General features: G+C 53.9%; 19 protein-coding genes and 2 tRNA genes. 11 read left to right on the plus strand and 10 right to left on the minus strand.

Features of this window, described 5'->3' with window-relative positions:
• Positions 1-9 precede the first annotated feature (9 nt).
• The 3 genes from ACG0Z5_RS20160 to orn all read right to left on the minus strand — a co-directional run bounded on the left by ACG0Z5_RS20160 (position 10) and on the right by orn (position 1,188).
• Positions 10-85, minus strand: a tRNA-Gly gene (locus tag ACG0Z5_RS20160).
• 159 nt (positions 86-244) lie between these two features.
• Positions 245-320: transfer RNA gene (locus ACG0Z5_RS20165), tRNA-Gly, on the minus strand.
• A 322-nt stretch (positions 321-642) separates the two neighbouring features.
• Positions 643-1,188, minus strand: a complete 546-nt coding sequence (gene orn / locus ACG0Z5_RS20170; RefSeq protein ID WP_394450579.1) for an oligoribonuclease — start codon at positions 1,186-1,188, stop codon at positions 643-645.
• Between the two features lie 106 nt (positions 1,189-1,294).
• Here orn and rsgA point away from each other — a divergent pair, with 106 nt between their 5' ends.
• The 3 genes from rsgA (at position 1,295) to mscM (ending at position 6,739) form a co-directional block, all read left to right on the plus strand.
• Entirely contained in the window at positions 1,295-2,347 is a 1,053-nt protein-coding gene (rsgA, locus tag ACG0Z5_RS20175; RefSeq protein ID WP_394450581.1) for a small ribosomal subunit biogenesis GTPase RsgA, read from the plus strand.
• An 89-nt stretch (positions 2,348-2,436) separates the two neighbouring features.
• On the plus strand, positions 2,437-3,405 hold the full coding sequence (gene asd / locus ACG0Z5_RS20180; protein ID WP_394450583.1) for an archaetidylserine decarboxylase: 969 nt from the start codon (positions 2,437-2,439) through the stop codon (positions 3,403-3,405).
• 19 nt (positions 3,406-3,424) lie between these two features.
• Positions 3,425-6,739 (plus strand): miniconductance mechanosensitive channel MscM, encoded by a 3,315-nt coding sequence (gene mscM, locus ACG0Z5_RS20185; RefSeq protein ID WP_394450585.1) that lies wholly within the window; start codon positions 3,425-3,427, stop codon positions 6,737-6,739.
• Positions 6,740-6,797: 58 nt separating this feature from the next.
• Here the strand turns inward: mscM and epmA are convergent, their stop codons facing one another.
• Positions 6,798-7,775, minus strand: coding sequence for an elongation factor P--(R)-beta-lysine ligase (gene epmA / locus ACG0Z5_RS20190; protein ID WP_319785792.1), 978 nt, complete (start codon positions 7,773-7,775; stop codon positions 6,798-6,800).
• A 312-nt stretch (positions 7,776-8,087) separates the two neighbouring features.
• Here epmA and frdA point away from each other — a divergent pair, with 312 nt between their 5' ends.
• From frdA to blc, 5 genes are all read left to right on the plus strand, one after another.
• On the plus strand, positions 8,088-9,878 hold the full coding sequence (gene frdA, locus ACG0Z5_RS20195) for a fumarate reductase (quinol) flavoprotein subunit (RefSeq protein ID WP_394450587.1): 1,791 nt from the start codon (positions 8,088-8,090) through the stop codon (positions 9,876-9,878).
• Complete coding sequence (locus ACG0Z5_RS20200; protein WP_394450589.1) at positions 9,871-10,605, plus strand: succinate dehydrogenase/fumarate reductase iron-sulfur subunit; 735 nt, start codon at positions 9,871-9,873, stop codon at positions 10,603-10,605. The genes frdA and ACG0Z5_RS20200 overlap by 8 nt, the downstream gene beginning before the upstream one ends.
• Positions 10,606-10,615: 10 nt before the next feature.
• On the plus strand, positions 10,616-11,011 hold the full coding sequence (gene frdC / locus ACG0Z5_RS20205; RefSeq protein WP_394450591.1) for a fumarate reductase subunit FrdC: 396 nt from the start codon (positions 10,616-10,618) through the stop codon (positions 11,009-11,011).
• A gap of 13 nt (positions 11,012-11,024) precedes the next feature.
• On the plus strand, positions 11,025-11,384 hold the full coding sequence (gene frdD / locus ACG0Z5_RS20210) for a fumarate reductase subunit FrdD (RefSeq protein ID WP_319785790.1): 360 nt from the start codon (positions 11,025-11,027) through the stop codon (positions 11,382-11,384).
• A gap of 101 nt (positions 11,385-11,485) precedes the next feature.
• The gene (blc, locus tag ACG0Z5_RS20215) at positions 11,486-12,016 is read left to right on the plus strand and encodes an outer membrane lipoprotein Blc (RefSeq protein WP_394450594.1); all 531 of its coding nucleotides are present in this window, start codon (positions 11,486-11,488) and stop codon (positions 12,014-12,016) included.
• Here blc and sugE read toward each other — a convergent pair.
• Positions 12,013-12,330 carry a quaternary ammonium compound efflux SMR transporter SugE gene (gene sugE, locus ACG0Z5_RS20220; RefSeq protein ID WP_319629206.1) on the minus strand — a complete coding sequence of 106 codons (318 nt, stop codon included), beginning with the start codon at positions 12,328-12,330 and terminating at the stop codon, positions 12,013-12,015. The genes blc and sugE overlap by 4 nt on opposite strands.
• Positions 12,331-12,587: 257 nt before the next feature.
• On the opposite strand from sugE, the gene ACG0Z5_RS20225 reads away from it, so the two are divergent.
• The gene (locus ACG0Z5_RS20225) at positions 12,588-13,178 is read left to right on the plus strand and encodes a LuxR C-terminal-related transcriptional regulator (RefSeq protein WP_394450596.1); all 591 of its coding nucleotides are present in this window, start codon (positions 12,588-12,590) and stop codon (positions 13,176-13,178) included.
• 31 nt (positions 13,179-13,209) lie between these two features.
• Here ACG0Z5_RS20225 and ecnB read toward each other — a convergent pair whose 3' ends face one another.
• The 3 genes from ecnB to efp all read right to left on the minus strand — a co-directional run bounded on the left by ecnB (position 13,210) and on the right by efp (position 14,228).
• Positions 13,210-13,356 (minus strand): lipoprotein toxin entericidin B, encoded by a 147-nt coding sequence (gene ecnB, locus ACG0Z5_RS20230; protein WP_319785788.1) that lies wholly within the window; start codon positions 13,354-13,356, stop codon positions 13,210-13,212.
• Positions 13,357-13,464: 108 nt separating this feature from the next.
• Positions 13,465-13,596 (minus strand): entericidin A/B family lipoprotein, encoded by a 132-nt coding sequence (locus ACG0Z5_RS20235; RefSeq protein ID WP_373422901.1) that lies wholly within the window; start codon positions 13,594-13,596, stop codon positions 13,465-13,467.
• Positions 13,597-13,661: 65 nt separating this feature from the next.
• Positions 13,662-14,228 (minus strand): elongation factor P, encoded by a 567-nt coding sequence (gene efp, locus ACG0Z5_RS20240; RefSeq protein ID WP_319629202.1) that lies wholly within the window; start codon positions 14,226-14,228, stop codon positions 13,662-13,664.
• A 40-nt stretch (positions 14,229-14,268) separates the two neighbouring features.
• Between efp and epmB the strand changes: the two genes are divergently transcribed.
• Together epmB and yjeJ are read left to right on the plus strand one after the other, a co-directional pair.
• Positions 14,269-15,297, plus strand: coding sequence for an EF-P beta-lysylation protein EpmB (gene epmB, locus ACG0Z5_RS20245; RefSeq protein WP_394450599.1), 1,029 nt, complete (start codon positions 14,269-14,271; stop codon positions 15,295-15,297).
• Positions 15,298-15,412: 115 nt separating this feature from the next.
• Positions 15,413-16,246, plus strand: coding sequence for a YjeJ family protein (gene yjeJ, locus ACG0Z5_RS20250; RefSeq protein ID WP_394450601.1), 834 nt, complete (start codon positions 15,413-15,415; stop codon positions 16,244-16,246).
• 42 nt (positions 16,247-16,288) lie between these two features.
• Here yjeJ and ACG0Z5_RS20255 read toward each other — a convergent pair whose 3' ends face one another.
• Positions 16,289-16,660, minus strand: coding sequence for a DUF4156 domain-containing protein (locus ACG0Z5_RS20255; RefSeq protein ID WP_374941308.1), 372 nt, complete (start codon positions 16,658-16,660; stop codon positions 16,289-16,291).
• 59 nt (positions 16,661-16,719) lie between these two features.
• On the minus strand, positions 16,720-17,535 hold the full coding sequence (locus ACG0Z5_RS20260; protein ID WP_394450604.1) for a M23 family metallopeptidase: 816 nt from the start codon (positions 17,533-17,535) through the stop codon (positions 16,720-16,722).

Genomic DNA, 17,535 nt, shown 5'->3' on the forward strand with positions numbered 1-17,535 from the left:
TTCAAATTTTGGAGCGGGAAACGAGACTCGAACTCGCGACCCCGACCTTGGCAAGGTCGTGCTCTACCAACTGAGCTATTCCCGCATAATCTTCGTCTTTCATGCTGCTACTGCGTTGGCTGCTTTCACTCACCTTAGTCACTTACATAAGTAAGCTCATAAGGATGCGTTCACTTGCCGCCTTGTCGCAACCTGAAATCCTGCGATTGGGTGGTGCATGTATCTTGCGATACCTTTCAAATTTTGGAGCGGGAAACGAGACTCGAACTCGCGACCCCGACCTTGGCAAGGTCGTGCTCTACCAACTGAGCTATTCCCGCATAATCATTGTCTTTCACGCTGCGACTGCGTTGGCTTTCTTCACTCACCTCAGTCACTTACTTAAGTAAGCTCCTAAGGACTCGCTCAGTCGCCGCCTTGTTGCAACCTGAAATCCTGCGATTAAATTTGGTGCTGCCGTAACACGGAAAATCCTGTCGTTACGGGAGGCGCATTATACGAGAAATCCTTTTAGCTGCAACCCCCTTGTAAGCGATTTTTTTGAAATTCAGTTCAAGTGATGGAATATTCATCATATAGCCGATTTTTAGACCAAATGCCCCACTCATGCGCCCGGCAGGCCTGTGCCGCCGGGCAAAACGCTTACAGATTGATAAAGTGTTCGCGGTAATACGCCAGCTCAGCCACTGACTCACGAATATCGTCCATCGCCTGATGGGTGCCCTGTTTCTTGAAGCCGTCGAGAATTTCCGGTTTCCAACGACGCGCCAGCTCTTTCAGGGTGCTGACATCCAGGTAGCGGTAATGGAAGTAGGCTTCCAGCTCAGGCATATACTTGAACAAGAAGCGACGGTCCTGGCCAATGCTGTTGCCGCAAATAGGCGATTTCCCTTCCGGTACCCACTGCTTGAGGAATTCAATAGTGGCCAGTTCTGCAGCACGATCGTCCTGGGTGCTGGCTTGTACCCGCTCAACCAGACCGCTGCCGGTATGGGTGCGCACGTTCCAGTCATCCATCAGCGCTAACTGCGCATCGGACTGATGCACCGCGATGGTTGGGCCTTCTGCCAAAATGTTAAGGTTCGCATCGGTCACTAGCGTTGCGATTTCAATAATGCGATCGCGCTCGGGATCGAGGCCCGTCATCTCAAGATCGATCCAAATGAGGTTGTTTTCATTTGCACTCATGCTATTTTCCACCCTTCTCGCGTCACAACGACAGTGACTATATTCATCTAAAATAGCGTGTATCATAGAGGTTTTGCCCCTCAGGGGCGACCAGGAGTCAGCACGATTGAGTAAAAATAAACTCTCCAAAGGTCAGCAGCGTCGGGTTAACGCCAACCACGAGCGCCGTCTTAAAACGACTTCGGAGAAGCCCGATTTCGATGACAACCTGTTTGGCGAAAAAGCTGAAGGCATTGTGATAAGCCGTTTCGGTATGCATGCCGACGTCGAAGACACCGAAGGCAGCGTTCACCGCTGCAATATCCGCCGCACCATTCGTTCTCTGGTGACTGGCGACCGCGTGGTCTGGCGTCCGGGTAAAACCGCCGCAGAAGGCGTGAACGTCAAAGGCATCGTAGAAGCGGTACATGAACGCACGTCGGTCCTGACACGTCCGGACTTTTACGACGGCGTAAAACCGATTGCCGCGAATATCGACCAGATCGTCGTCGTGTCTGCAATCTTGCCAGAGCTATCCCTTAATATTATCGACCGCTATCTTGTCGCCTGCGAGACGCTCGACGTTGAGCCGCTGCTTGTGCTGAATAAAATCGATCTTCTTGATGACAAAGGCAGAGCGTTTGTTGATGCGCAGATGGACATCTATCGCAAGATTGGCTATCCCGTGCTGATGGTGTCCAGCCACAAGAAAGATGGCCTGAAGCCGCTTGAAGAAGCGCTGACCGGGCGTATTAGCATCTTTGCGGGCCAGTCTGGCGTGGGTAAATCCAGCCTGCTGAACAACCTGCTGGGCCTGCAAAAAGAAATTCTGACCAACGATGTTTCTGACAACTCGGGGCTTGGCCAACACACCACCACCGCTTCCCGTTTATACCATTTCCCGCACGGCGGCGATGTTATCGACTCCCCAGGGGTGCGTGAGTTTGGTCTCTGGCACCTTGAGCCGGAACAAATCTTCAACGGTTTTGTCGAATTCCAGAATTACTTAGGCGACTGCAAATACCGCGACTGCAAACATGATAACGATCCTGGCTGCGCCATTCGTGAAGCGGTCGCCAAAGGTGAGATAGCGCAAACGCGTTTTGAAAATTATCACCGCATTCTGGAAAGTATGTCGCAGGTAAAATCGCGTAAAAGCTTTTCTGAAACCGACGACTGACATTTAAGCTGATCGCCGATAGAATCAGCCCCTTTTTTAAAAGGCTCAGAAACCCGGGGCCTGTTACAACCATTGGCCTGGAGGCTACCTTGCTAAATTCATTTAAACTTTCGCTTCAATATCTTTTGCCTAAACTGTGGCTCACCCGCCTCGCAGGCTGGGGCGCAAGCAAACGAGCAGGTTGGTTGACGAAACTGGTCATCGATATGTTCGTGAAATTCTACAAGGTGGACATGAAAGAGGCACAGAAGCCTGACACCGCCAGCTATCGCACCTTTAACGATTTCTTTGTACGTCCGCTACGCGATGAAGTGCGCCCGATTGATACCGATCCGTGCGTACTGGTGATGCCAGCAGACGGCGTTATTAGCCAGCTGGGTAAAATTGAAGACGACAAAATCCTGCAAGCGAAAGGCCATAATTACAGCCTGGAAGCGCTGCTGGCAGGCAACTACCTGATGGCAGACCTGTTCCGGAATGGTTCTTTCGCGACGACCTATCTGTCGCCACGCGACTATCATCGTGTACACATGCCGTGTAACGGTATCCTGCGTGAAATGATTTATGTGCCGGGCGATCTGTTCTCCGTCAACCATCTGACGGCGCAAAACGTGCCGAACCTGTTTGCCCGTAACGAACGCGTTATCTGTCTGTTTGATACTGAATTTGGCCCAATGGCACAGATTCTGGTCGGCGCAACGATCGTCGGCAGCATTGAAACCGTCTGGGCTGGCACCATTACGCCACCACGTGAAGGGGTGATCAAACGCTGGACCTGGCCTACAGGCGAAAGCGAAGGCTCTGTTGCCCTGCTGAAAGGTCAGGAAATGGGTCGCTTCAAACTGGGTTCCACCGTGATCAACCTGTTTGCACCAGGTAAAGTTCAGCTGGTAGAACAGCTCGCCAGCCTGTCGGCAACCAAAATCGGTATGCCGCTGGCGGTATCGACTGAGACGTTCGCCGCACCAGAAGCAGAGCCGGTTGTCATCGTGGAAGATGAGGTGGCTATCGTTGAAGATGTTGCCCCGCAGACCGACGCCAACAAAGACCAGGTTTAACTTTAGAAGGACCGCTGACGTGCGCCTGATTATCACTTTACTGATGGCCTGGTGCCTCAGCATGGGGGCGTACGCAGCCAGCGCCCCCGACGCCAATCAAATATCACAGGAACTGGAACAGGCAAAAGCGGCAAAGCCCGCCCAACCTGAAGCCGTTGAGGCACTCCAGTCTGCGCTGAACGCGCTCGAGGAACGTAAAGGTTCGCTTGAGCGCGCGCAGCAATATCAGCAAGTCATCGACAACTTCCCCAAACTTTCCCAGACGCTGCGCTCCCAGTTGACCAATCTGCGCGATGAGCCACGTCAGGCGCCGGAAAACCTCACCAGCGATGCCTTGAATCAGGAGATCCTGCAGGTTAGCAGCCAGCTACTGGAGAAGAGCCGTCAGGCCCAGCAGGAGCAAGAGCGCGCCCGGGAAATTGCCGATTCACTGAGTCAACTGCCCCAACAGCAAACCGATGCGCGCCGTCAGCTGAACGACGTCGAACGCCGGGTCGGCACCGCAACGGGCAAAACCGCACAGGCGCAAAATCTCAGCCTGCAGGCGGAATCCGCCAAGCTGAAAGCCCAGGTCGATGAACTGGAGCTGGCACAGCTGTCTGCCAACAATCGTCAGGAACTGGCGCGTATGCGCTCAGAACTGGCACAGAAGCAGAGCGAACAGCTCGATGCGTATTTGCAGGCGCTGCGGAATCAACTCAATAGCCAGCGTCAGCGTGAAGCGGAAAAGGCGTTGGAAAGCACCGAGTTACTGGCCGAAAACAGCGCCAACCTGCCGCCGAGCCTGGTGAAGCAATTCGCCGTAAACCGCGAGCTATCGCAGGCGCTGAACCAACAGGCACAACGGATGGATCTGGTGGCGTCGCAGCAGCGTCAGGCCACCAATCAGACCTTACAGGTCCGCCAGGCACTCAACACATTGCGGGAACAGTCTCAATGGCTGGGCTCATCCAATCTGTTAGGCGAAGCCCTGCGTGCCCAGGTTGCGCGTCTGCCAGAGATGCCAAAACCGCAGCAGCTCGACACCGAAATGGCGCAGCTGCGCGTGCATCGTCTGCGCTATGAAGATTTACTCAGCAAACAGCCACAGCTACGAGAAATTCGACAGGCTGATGGTCAGCCGTTGGCCAGCGACGAAACACGCATTCTTGAAGCCCAGCTGCGCACCCAACGCGAATTGCTCAATTCGCTGTTACAGGGTGGCGATACGCTGATCCTCGAACTCACCAAGCTGAAAGTGGCCAACGGTCAGTTGGAAGAGGCGCTGAAAGAAATAAACGAAGCCACGCACCGCTACCTGTTCTGGACCTCCGACGTCAGCCCGATTACCTTCGCCTGGCCGTTGGAAATCGTCCAGGACCTGCGTCGTCTGATTTCACTCGATACGTTCAGCCAGTTGGGTAAAGCGTCGGTAATGATGCTGACCAGCAAAGAAACGCTGATCCCGCTGTTTGCCGCGCTGATCCTCGTCGGCTTCAGCATCAGTTCCCGGAAACATTTCACACGCTTCCTGGAGCGTTCCAGCAACCGGGTGGGGAAAGTCACGCAGGATCACTTCTGGCTCACGCTCCGGACCGTGTTCTGGTCGATTCTGGTTGCCTCCCCATTACCCGTGCTGTGGATGACGCTGGGCTACGGATTACAGGCCGCGTGGCCCTATCCGCTGGCAGTGGCGATTGGCAACGGCGTAACCGCCACCGTGCCGCTGCTGTGGGTGGTAATGATTTGCGCCGCCTTTGCCCGCCCGAACGGTCTGTTTGTCGCCCACTTCGGCTGGCCACGTAACCGCGTGGCGCGCGCGATGCGCTACTACCTGATGAGCATTGGCCTCATCGTGCCGCTGATCATGGCGCTGTTCATGTTTGATAATCTGCATGACAGGGAGTTCTCGTCGTCTCTCGGCAGGCTCTGTTTCGTATTGATCTGCGGCGCGCTGGCGATCGTGACCCTTAGCCTTAAACGCGCAGGCATTCCGCTGTTCCTCGACAAAGAGGGCAACGGCGACAACATGATCAACCGAATGCTGTGGAACCTGCTAATGGGTGCCCCGCTGGTCGCCATTCTGGCGGCATTGGTCGGTTATCTGGCAACGGCAGAAGCCTTGCTGGCGCGCCTGGAAACCTCGGTTGCGATCTGGTTCCTGTTGCTGGTGATTTATCATGTGATCCGCCGTTGGATGCTTATCCAGCGTCGTCGTATCGCCTTCGATCGGGCCAAACATCGTCGGGCAGAAATGCTGGCTCAGCGCGCGCGCGGCGAAGAAGATCCGCACCACAGCATGAGCCTGGAAGGGTCGCCGGAAGTGGATATCAGTGAAGTGGATCTCGACACGCTCAGCGCACAGTCGCTACGGCTGGTGCGGTCCATTCTGATGCTGATAGCCCTGGTGTCGGTGATTGTGCTGTGGTCAGAAATTCATTCGGCATTTGGCTTCCTCGAGAACATTTCCCTATGGGATGTGACCTCAACGGTGCAAGGCGTGGAAAGCCTGGAGCCGATTACGCTCGGTGCGGTGCTGATTGCTATTCTGGTGTTCATCGTCACTACGCAGCTGGTGCGTAATCTCCCTGCCCTGCTTGAACTGGCGGTGTTGCAGCATCTTAGCCTGACGCCGGGCACCGGTTATGCCATCACCACCATCACCAAATATCTGCTGATGCTGGTCGGTGGCCTGGTGGGCTTCTCGATGATTGGGATTGAGTGGGCGAAATTACAATGGCTGGTTGCCGCGCTCGGTGTCGGACTCGGGTTTGGTTTGCAGGAGATCTTTGCCAACTTTATTTCCGGCTTGATCATCCTGTTCGAAAAGCCGATCCGTATTGGCGATACCGTGACGATCCGCGATTTGACCGGCAGCGTGACCAAGATCAACACCCGTGCGACAACGATCAGCGACTGGGATCGCAAAGAGATAATCGTACCCAACAAGGCGTTTATCACCGAGCAGTTTATCAACTGGTCGCTGTCAGACTCGGTCACCCGTGTGGTGTTGACCGTTCCGGCCCCGTCGGATGCTAATAGCGAAGAAGTGACGCAGATCCTGATGACCGCCGCCGAGCGCTGCTCGCTGGTTATCGACACTCCTGCGCCGGAAGTCTTCCTCGTTGACCTGCAACAAGGCATCCAGATTTTCGAGCTGCGTATCTATGCCGCCGAAATGGGTCACCGTATGCCACTGCGTCACGAGATCCACCAGCTGATCCTGGCGGGCTTCCGCGAGCATGGGATCGACATGCCGTTCCCACCGTTCCAGATGCGTCTGGAAACACTGGATGGTCGGAAAACGGGGAGAACGCTGTCATCTGCGGGACGTCGCCCGGCGGGAAGTTTATAGACCTTAGCGGCCTGATGCCCTCTCCCCGTCGGAGAGGGGGCAAACACTCACTGCTTATTCAGGCGCGGTCCACCGTAAAGGCAATCACATCCGCCAGGTTTTCTGCGCCCAGCGCCAGCATCACCAGACGATCAACGCCGAGTGCAACGCCGGAACTATCCGGCAGCCCGGCTTTCAGTGCGTCCAGCAGATTGACGTCGATAGGCTGTTGCGGCAGACCACGGGCGGCACGCTTACGGTTGTCCTGCTCGAAACGCTGCTGCTGTTCGCGCGCGTCGGTCAGTTCATGGAAACCATTCGCCAGCTCAATACCTTTGTAATACACCTCAAAACGCTCCGCCACCCGGTGATCTTCGGTGCTGATCTGTGCCAGTGACGCCTGGCTGGCTGGGAAGTGATAGATGAAGGTTGGACGGTCTTTGCCGATATGCGGCTCTACACCCATCATGAACAGCAGCTGCAGCAGGGTATCGCGGTCTTCTTCAGTATCGGCAATATTGCTGAGATCGAGTTTGGCCGCCACTTCACGCAGCTGCGTTTTATCTGCCGACAGCGGGTCGATTTCCAGATGACGCTGAAACGCCTGCTGATACGAGAGGCTTTCCGCCGGCTGACATTCCAGTACCTGTTGCAGCAGATCGTCGACTTCGTTGATCAGGCGGTACATGTCGTAATGCGGGCGATACCACTCCAGCATGGTGAATTCCGGGTTGTGATGACGCCCCATCTCTTCGTTACGGAAGCTTCTGCACAACTGGAAAACCGGGCCACATCCTGCCGCCAGCAGGCGCTTCATGTGATATTCCGGGCTGGTCATCATGTAGAGATTGATGCCCTGAGAATGGCCGGGGCCGACGAAACGTGTCTCAAACGGGACCAGATGAATATCCGTTACCGTCGCCTGACTCATGCACGGCGTTTCCACCTCAAGCACTCCGCGGTCGGTAAAGAAGCGGCGGATTTCCGCCATAATGGCCGCGCGTTTTAACAGATTGGGGATGGAGGCGCTCGGCTGCCAGGTGGCCGTTTCGCTCATGGGAAAACTCTCCGAATTCAAACAAAGGCCCGAAGTCTACTCGCAAGCGCTGCATGAGACAAATTTTGGCCGATGAAAAATCGCTTTCCCGCGACCCGCCCGATTTCGTGACCGACTCAATCAATTTCAATGATAATTCACCGCACGGATCAGCAAAAAAATCGAACGCGTCAAATTTCCCTCACATCCTTGCGGATATACTGCACTACCCATAAAGGAGCAGTGGAATCGCTTTCGCAATGGCTTTGCTGAACAGGTGAACTACCTTTGGTTAAGCATGTTGCGGAATAACAACAATTCTGGAGGAATGTCGTGCAAACCTTTCATGCCGATCTAGCCGTTATAGGCGCAGGCGGAGCGGGATTACGAGCGGCCATCGCCGCAGCGCAAGCCAATCCCAACGCTAAAATCGCACTGATTTCAAAAGTCTATCCTATGCGTAGCCACACCGTTGCCGCCGAAGGCGGGTCTGCGGCGGTCGCTCAGGACCATGACAGCTTTGAGTACCATTTTCACGATACCGTCGCCGGGGGTGACTGGCTCTGTGAGCAGGATGTTGTTGATTACTTTGTTCACCACTGCCCTACCGAGATGGCCCAGCTTGAGCAATGGGGTTGTCCGTGGAGTCGCCGTGAGGATGGTTCTGTCAACGTGCGCCGCTTCGGCGGGATGAAAATCGAGCGCACCTGGTTTGCCGCGGACAAAACCGGCTTCCACATGCTGCACACCCTCTTCCAGACCTCGCTTCAGTTCCCACAAATTCAACGCTTCGACGAGCATTTCGTGCTGGATATTCTGGTCGATGACGGTCAGGCTCGCGGCCTCGTGGCGATGAACATGATGGAAGGCGAACTGATTCAAATTCGCGCCAACGCGGTGGTGATGGCGACCGGCGGTGCCGGACGTGTTTATCGCTACAACACCAACGGCGGCATCGTCACCGGTGACGGCATGGGCATGGCGCTAAGCCACGGCGTGCCGCTGCGCGATATGGAATTCGTGCAGTATCACCCTACTGGCCTGCCGGGGTCCGGCATTCTGATGACCGAAGGCTGCCGTGGCGAAGGCGGTATTCTGGTCAACAAAGACGGCTATCGCTATTTGCAGGATTACGGCATGGGCCCGGAAACTCCGCTCGGCGAGCCGAAAAATAAATACATGGAGCTGGGCCCGCGCGACAAAGTATCGCAGGCGTTCTGGCACGAATGGCGTAAAGGCAACACTATTGCCACGCCTCGCGGCGACGTGGTCTATCTGGACCTGCGCCACCTCGGTGAGAAAAAACTACTGGAGCGTTTACCGTTCATTTGCGAACTGGCAAAAGCCTACGTCGGTGTCGACCCGGTGAAAGACCCGATTCCGGTGCGCCCTACCGCGCACTACACCATGGGCGGGATTGAAACCGACCAGCAGTGCGAAAGCCGAATCAAAGGCCTGTTTGCGGTGGGTGAATGTTCCTCTGTCGGCCTGCACGGCGCAAACCGTCTGGGTTCGAACTCGCTGGCAGAACTGGTGGTGTTTGGTCGCATGGCCGGTGAACGGGCGATGGAGCGCGCCTCTACCGCAGGCGAAGCCAACAGCGCCGCACTGGATGCGCAAGTTGTCGATGTTGAAAAACGCCTCAAGGCGCTGGTTAATCAGGAAGGCAGCGAAAACTGGGCGAAAATACGCGATGAAATGGGTCTGTCGATGGAAGAAGGCTGCGGCATCTACCGCACGCCGGAGCTGATGCAGAAAACCATCGATAAACTGGCGGAGCTGCAGGAACGCTTTAAACGTGTGCGCATTACCGATACCTCAAGCGTGTTCAACACTGACCTGCTGTACACCATTGAGCTGGGTCACGGCCTGAACGTTGCCGAATGTATGGCGCATTCCGCACTCGCACGTAAAGAGTCTCGCGGGGCGCATCAGCGTCTGGATGAAGGCTGTACCGAACGTGATGACGTGAACTTCCTCAAGCATACTCTCGCCTTCCGCGATGCCGCTGGCACCACGCGCCTCGACTACAGCGACGTGAAAATCACCACTCTGCCACCGGCAAAACGCATGTACGGTGGAGAAGCGGAAGCGGCCGATAAGAAGGAGAAGGCGAATGGCTGAGATGAAAAACCTGAAAGTCGAGATCGTGCGCTACAACCCGGAAGTGGACACGGCCCCGCATAGCGCGTTTTACGACGTGCCATATGACGAACAAACGTCACTGTTAGACGCGCTCGGCTATATCAAAGATAACCTCGCCCCTGACCTGAGCTATCGCTGGTCCTGCCGCATGGCGATTTGTGGTTCCTGCGGCATGATGGTCAACAAGGTGCCGAAGCTGGCCTGTAAGACCTTCCTGCGTGAATACGAAAACGGCCTCAAAGTTGAAGCGCTGGCTAACTTCCCGATTGAGCGTGATTTAGTGGTCGACATGACCCACTTTATCGAAAGTCTGGAAGCGATTAAGCCGTACATTATCGGCAATCCACGCACGCCGGATCAGGGGCCGAACGTGCAAACCCCTGCGCAGATGGCGAAATACCATCAGTTCTCCGGCTGTATCAACTGCGGCCTGTGTTATGCCGCCTGCCCACAGTTTGGTCTCAATAAGGAATTTATTGGCCCGGCGGCGATTACTCTGGCGCATCGTTATAACGAAGACAGCCGCGACCACGGCAAAAAGGAGCGTATGGCGCAACTGAACGGCAAAAATGGCGTCTGGAGCTGCACTTTTGTTGGCTACTGCTCGGAAGTCTGTCCGAAGCATGTCGATCCGGCCGCCGCCATTCAGCAGGGCAAAGTGGAAAGTTCGAAAGACTTTCTTATCGCAACCCTGAAACCACGCTAAGGAGTGCATCATGACGACAAAACGCAAACCCTACGTACAGCCGATGACCTCCACGTGGTGGAAAAAACTGCCCTTCTATCGCTTCTATATGATTCGCGAAGGCACGGCAGTTCCCACGGTGTGGTTCAGCATCGTATTGATTTACGGGCTGTTTGCACTGAAACACGGGGCTGAATCCTGGGCCGGTTACGTCGGTTTTCTGCAAAACCCGATTGTGGTTATCCTCAATCTGATCACCTTAGCGGCGGCCTTATTGCACACCAAAACCTGGTTCGAACTGGCACCAAAAGCCGCTAACGTTATCGTAAAAGGCGAAAAAATGGGGCCCGAGCCAGTGATTAAAGCGCTGTGGGCGGTGACGATTGTGGTCACCGTGGTGGTCCTGTTTGTCGCACTGTTCTGGTAAGGAGACCAACAAGATGATCAATCCAAATCCAAAACGTTCGGACGAACCCGTATTCTGGGGGCTGTTTGGGGCAGGCGGTATGTGGGGCGCTATTGTCGCGCCGGTGATGGTGCTGCTGGTCGGCATTCTGCTGCCGCTCGGTCTGGCTCCGCATGACGCCTTTAGCTACGAACGTGTGCTGGCCTTTGCCCAAAGTTTTGTTGGCCGCGCGTTCCTGTTCCTGATGATTGTTCTGCCGCTGTGGTGCGGTCTGCACCGTATCCATCACGCCATGCATGACCTGAAAATTCATGTGCCGAATGGCAAATGGGTGTTCTACGGTTTAGCAGCAATTCTTACCGTCATCACTCTGGTTGGTGTCATTTTCATTTAAAGCTGAGATGCCCGGCACACGCCGGGCATATTTCTTTGTCCTTCTCGTACTTTTTTCCCGCCCGGTTCTACACTTACAAAAAAACATGCAAGGACATTACCATGCGTCTGCTGCCCATCATTGCGACTGTTGCTGCTGCGTTTTTGGTTGTTGCCTGTAGTCATCCCGTTCCGCCTCCCGGCGTGACCGTCGTCTCCCCGTTTGACGCCAATCGTTATCTCGGCACGTGGTATGAAATCGCCCGTCTGGACCATAATTTCGAAAAGGGACTGGAGAGAGTCACCGCCACCTATAGCCTGCGCAGCGATAAGGGCATTAACGTGCTCAATAAAGGCTATAACCCGGACCGAGGGATGTGGCAGAAAGTTGACGGCGTGGCGTATTTTACCGGCTCACCTGACCGGGCCGCCTTGAAGGTGTCCTTCATCGGCCCGTTCTATGGCAGCTATAACGTTATCGCGGTGGATAAAGAGTATAAACATGCGTTGGTCTGTGGGCCGGATCGCGATTACTTGTGGATCCTCGCTCGCATGCCCACCATTTCCGCAGAAATGAAGCAGCAGATGCTGGATATCGCGACCCGGCAGGGTTTCCCCGTACAGAAGTTAGTGTGGGTGAAGCAGACGTATTAGTGCGCGCTGAGCTTCAGGCCAATGATGCCGCAGACGATCAGCACCAGGCTGAAAATACGAGCGGCACTGGCAGATTCACCGAGCAGCAGAATACCCGTGACAGCCGCACCAACCGCGCCGATCCCGGTCCAGATGGCGTAGGCGGTGCCCACTGGTAGGGTTTTCATCGCCCATGACAGCATAGCGACACTGACGATCATCGCCGTCGCGGTAATCACGCTCGGCACCAATCGGGTAAAACCGTGGGTATATTTCAGGCCAACGGCCCAAACCACTTCAAGAAGACCTGCCACAACAAGAATTAACCAGGACATTTTTGACTCCAGATTGGGGTCGTCCCCGGTTTTATCGATACGCTTGCAGGTCGTCCTGCAAGGTTAAGAAGAGTGTTTATTTTAGCCGCTGATTCCACGGATGCAAGTAATTTGCGTTAAGTTCATTTTCCGCGATGATTAAGTGAAATGAGCGCATTTCAATGCGGAGATCGCCTTTTTATTTGAGCGTAATAGTCTCTATGATGGCCTCATGATCCCTTTGCATCCGCACACTATGAAGCACTCATTTACCCAGCATGTATAAAATTCTGATTATTGATCGCTGCAGTTTCACCCGTCTTGGGTTAGAAAAAAGGTTGCAGCAGGTCAATGGTGATTCGTTATCATTTTTGGTCACTCAACTGAACAGCTTATTACTGGCGAAAGCTCATGTCGAAAGCTGGCAGCCGCATTTAGTGATCGCTGACTTTACTGATTTTCAGCACGATCTGAAGCAATCTCATTTTTTGCCCGCGCTGCTGGCCGTCTGTGAACAACGTACGCGCCTGATTCGACTCCAGAACGAGCCCTTCTTATTTAAAAATGTCGGTGACGTTATTTCTAAAAAAGCGCCGCTGGAAACGCTCTCTCGCCGTATTATTGAGATTCTGCATAGCGGACCAATCGTTAATCCGGCACGTAACGCTCTGCCACTGCTCACTCGTCAGGAAGAGAAAGTGCTGTCGTTGTGGATGGAGGGTGCCAGCAATCACGCGATCGCCAGTGAAATGCAGATTAACGGCAAAACGGTGTATACCTATAAACGCAATATCCGTATGAAATTAAAGGTCGAAAATCGCTTTTCGCCTTTTATTCCCACAGCCGTATCAGCCGAGTGCGTTGAATAACGGTACGGCCGGAGAGCCGTACCGAACATCTTTAGTTCTGAGCTTTGGTCGCTGCACCTGAAATCGCGTCGCCGCCGTCAGAAATATCCTGCCCTACCCCTTTCGTGGTGTTACAACCCGAAAGTACAGAAGAGAGCACCAGGAGAGAAAAGAACGCAGCAATGGTTTTCTTAATCATAATGTCATCCTTTTTTGCCAGTCAGTATTATTTGTGTAGCAAGATAAGCATAGACAAAATCGCCCAATGTGGACGAAAACAGCAAAATTTTAGGATGATGGGAAGGGATTAGCTTGCAGCGTGCGAGATTGAGTTGCCCAGATGCTGGACGTCCTGACCGAAGCCGCGGAAAGTGTTGCAGCCCGAAAGCAGCGTACCGGTGAACAGCAGTATAAAGAAGAGTTTGAGTAAACGGTTCATCATCCCTGCGCCTTGAAGAAAAATCGACACAGCCACAATGCTGTGCCGACTTTTTATAGCATGAATTACTTCACGCGAGAAACGTATTCGCCAGAGCGGGTATCCACTTTGATCGTCTCGCCGATCTGTACAAACAGAGGAACCTTAACCACCGCGCCGGTGCTCAGAGTTGCTGGCTTACCGCCAGTACCTGCGGTATCACCTTTCAGGCCTGGATCGGTTTCAACGATTTCCAGCTCAACGAAGTTCGGTGGGGTAACGGCGATTGGACGGCCATCCCACAGCGTCACGATGCACTCAGCCTGATCCAGCAGCCATTTAGCATTTTCGCCAACCGCTTTCTCATCGGCAGCCAGCTGCTCGAAGGTTTCGTTGTTCATAAAGTGATAGAACTCACCGTCGTTGTACAGGTAAGTCAGGTTCATATCTACAACGTCTGCGCCTTCAGCGGAGTCGGTAGATTTGAAGGTTTTCTCAACGCGAGTACCGGTCAGCAGACGACGCAGCTTAACGCGTGCGAACGCCTGGCCTTTGCCTGGTTTTACGAATTCGCTGGATTCAACGGAGTACGGTTCTCCGTCCATCATGATTTTAAGACCGGCACGGAAATCGTTGCTAGAATAAGTCGCCATAAGGCCCTCTAAATTTGTTAACTGGTAGCTAAGCCACAAAATGGCGCATATTGTAACCCTAAACACCCCATCCAGAGAAGATTGGTTATCGCAACTTGCCGATGTAATCACCGATCCTGATGAACTGTTGCGTCTATTAAATGTAGACGCTGATGAAAATTTGCTCGCCGGACGTGAAGCAAGACGTTTATTCCCGCTGCGAGTTCCGCGGGCGTTTGCCGCGCGCATGGAAAAAGGTAACCCCCGCGATCCATTGCTGCTGCAGGTTCTGACCTCGCAGCAGGAGTTCGTTGCCGCCCCGGGTTTCAGTACTGACCCGCTGGAGGAACAGCACAGCGTGGTGCCCGGCCTGCTGCACAAATACCGTAACCGGGCGCTGCTGTTGGTCAAAGGTGGCTGTGCGGTGAACTGCCGTTACTGCTTCCGTCGTCATTTCCCGTATGCCGATAACCAGGGCAATAAGCGTAACTGGCAGGTGGCGCTGGATTACATCGCAGCCCATCCGGAACTCGATGAGATAATCTTCTCTGGGGGCGATCCTCTGATGGCCAAAGATCATGAGCTGACCTGGCTGCTGGACGCCCTGGAAGCGATCCCGCATATCAAACGCCTACGTATCCACAGCCGTTTACCGATTGTCATCCCGGCACGTATTACCGATGGGCTGACGGAACGTTTCGCTCATTCATCGCTGCAAATTCTGCTGGTGAATCACGTTAATCACGCTCAGGAAATTGATAATGAATTTCGGCTGGCGATGCGCAAGCTTAAAATGGCGGGCGTAACGCTGCTTAACCAGAGCGTCCTGCTGCGCGGGGTGAACGATAATGCGCAGACGTTGGCAGACCTCAGTAATGCGTTGTTTGATGCAGGTGTGATGCCGTATTACCTGCACGTGCTCGATAAGGTGCAAGGTGCGGCGCACTTTATGGTGAGCGATGATGAGGCTCGGGCGATTATGCGCGACCTGCTGACACGGGTCTCCGGATATATGGTGCCGAAACTGGCACGTGAGATTGGCGGCGAGCCGAGCAAAACGCCACTCGATTTGCAGCTGCGTCAGAGCTAAGACCTTTCAACATCACCTGCGCGAAGCCCTTCGCGCAGGTGGCAAGTCCGGAAACCGACTCTTCCCTGCGCCCTGTGAGTGCTATTTTAGCCCCCGCAAAAACAGGGAGAACATCATGAGCGCAATCCTCACCGGCATGAATACCGGCGTCATTCGCCACGGCGAACAATTTTTGGCGCTGGCGCTAAAAATAAACCAGCATAACGAGCAGCAGTTGCTGCTACTTCCCGCGTTAGCACTCCGCGATTTGTTGATCTGTTTCGAATATCGCCTGCACCTGCAGCATTTGGGTAGCAGCAAACAAAAAGCCCGCTTCAAACAGCAGCAGGACGCCGCCACGGCAGCGCTGCAAACGAATATTCCCGCCTTGACCCAAAGTGAACTGCTGCAGGCGGACGTACGTCAACGCGTTGAGAAAATTGAACCGCTTAATAAGCGTAAAAATGAATTGCAGCTGACGTTGACGCTTCAGGGCGGCAATACCGTGTTGCTGATAATTGAGGATGCACAAATCGCCTTAATCATTAATGCGATTACCCACGCTATCAATAATGCGGGAATGCATCCGCTATCGCTGCGTCTGGCCTCTTTATTGGATTTTTTACCGCTATACGATGCGCAGATAAAGCCGGGTGGCGAACTGGAATATGATACGTATCAGCATCCAGCATGGAAGCTCGCACTGTTTAGCGAAACGCTGGTACTGGTTTATCACTATACGGATGAGCAGGGTGAACAGCAGGCATACGGCACGGTGGTGAAATCACGGAATCGTGAAGATAATAAAGCGATTGCCCAACGGCTACTGGCGTTTAGCCCACGGCTGAAAAAGCTGGAAGGAATTTCGTGTCAGGTTTCAGTGAGCACGCTGGCATCCGGGGCGGATCACCTGCCACGCGAGCACTGCTTACGCGCAATTCATGCGCTATGGCAAAAGACTGCAAAATAACAAAACGCCCTCAACAATGAGGGCGTATTAGCCACTGAGAAATCAGTTAGGGCACTTATAAACCTGGCCGATCATTTCGCTATCGGTCGGAACAAAGCTGGAGAGCATCCCTTGAGTCGGGCTGCTTACGCCGTAAATAACGTTCCCGCCCAATTCTGCTGCCTGATTGCGCAGCGCATTGGCCGCACCACGCATAGAGCCGCCCTCTTCGCCGTGCTGACCAGAGAGCCAGTTACTCTGCTTGCCCGTTGCGGTGCCAACCAGCTGGCATTCAGCGCCCGGTTTATCTTCAACAAAGCGAACATTCTGCCCGCCTGCGGTCAAATCATTGCTGGAACTGCAGCCAGCCAGCAGCAGGGCAACGGCAACCATTCCTGTTGAAACGTTGATACGCATGTTGTTCCTCGTGATCATAAAGTTGACCTTTTAGTCCTGACAAATCTTATACCAGAGTTATCCAGGGAACGAAAACATTAACCCGTAGGCGTCATATTCTGTAACCGATAACGTCCGCTTTGCATGACCACTTTATAGGTGCCGAACACGGTCTGATTCGGGCTGGCAAATACCGTTTTACCTTGATACTTAATGATAACTTTTTTCTTTCCCGCTATTTCCGCGATCATAATCACTTTAGGCAGGGCGGGTTTCGGCTCAGGAAGGATGGCTTGCTGTGAGGGAATATTTGCATAATGGGCTGAAGATGAGAGGTATTTTTCCCCATCGACCAGATGTCCCCGCCAGGAGAGTTCAAAATGCAGATGCGGGCCGGTGCTGCGGCCGGTATTGCCCGACAACGCAATCAAATTGCCTCTCGCCACCTTCTGCCCCACAGTGACAATAATTTTATCCAGATGTAGATAGCGGCTACGCCAACCGCCAGGATGCTGTAGAACCACATAATTACCCGCGAACGGATGGGCGTCCGCCTCCACCACTATTCCCACTTCACTCGCCAATACTGGTGTCAAACGCGGGGCAGCATAATCAGTTCCCTCATGCTGAGCAAAGCGATGCGTTACAGGGTGATATCGAAAACTAAAGGACGAAGTCACACGCAGCGGGATAGCTAATGGTGCGAGAAAACGAGGATAAGTCGCTCCGGCCGTCTGTGTCAGTTGAGGCGTCTCTTCTTTTTCTCTCATCAACAGTGTACGGGTAAAAATCGCCTCGGTAGCGACCACTGACAGTTGGCCAATACTCACCAGCGCCAGGGTAAAGCCCGCCTGATTACTTGCCCATGCTGTGAGCGGTGACAGTAAACAGGCTCCATAGATTAGACGGCGCAT

Origin of the sequence: Scandinavium sp. M-37 (genome assembly GCF_043558715.1) — a bacterium.
GTDB lineage: Bacteria > Pseudomonadota > Gammaproteobacteria > Enterobacterales > Enterobacteriaceae > Scandinavium > Scandinavium vulneris_A.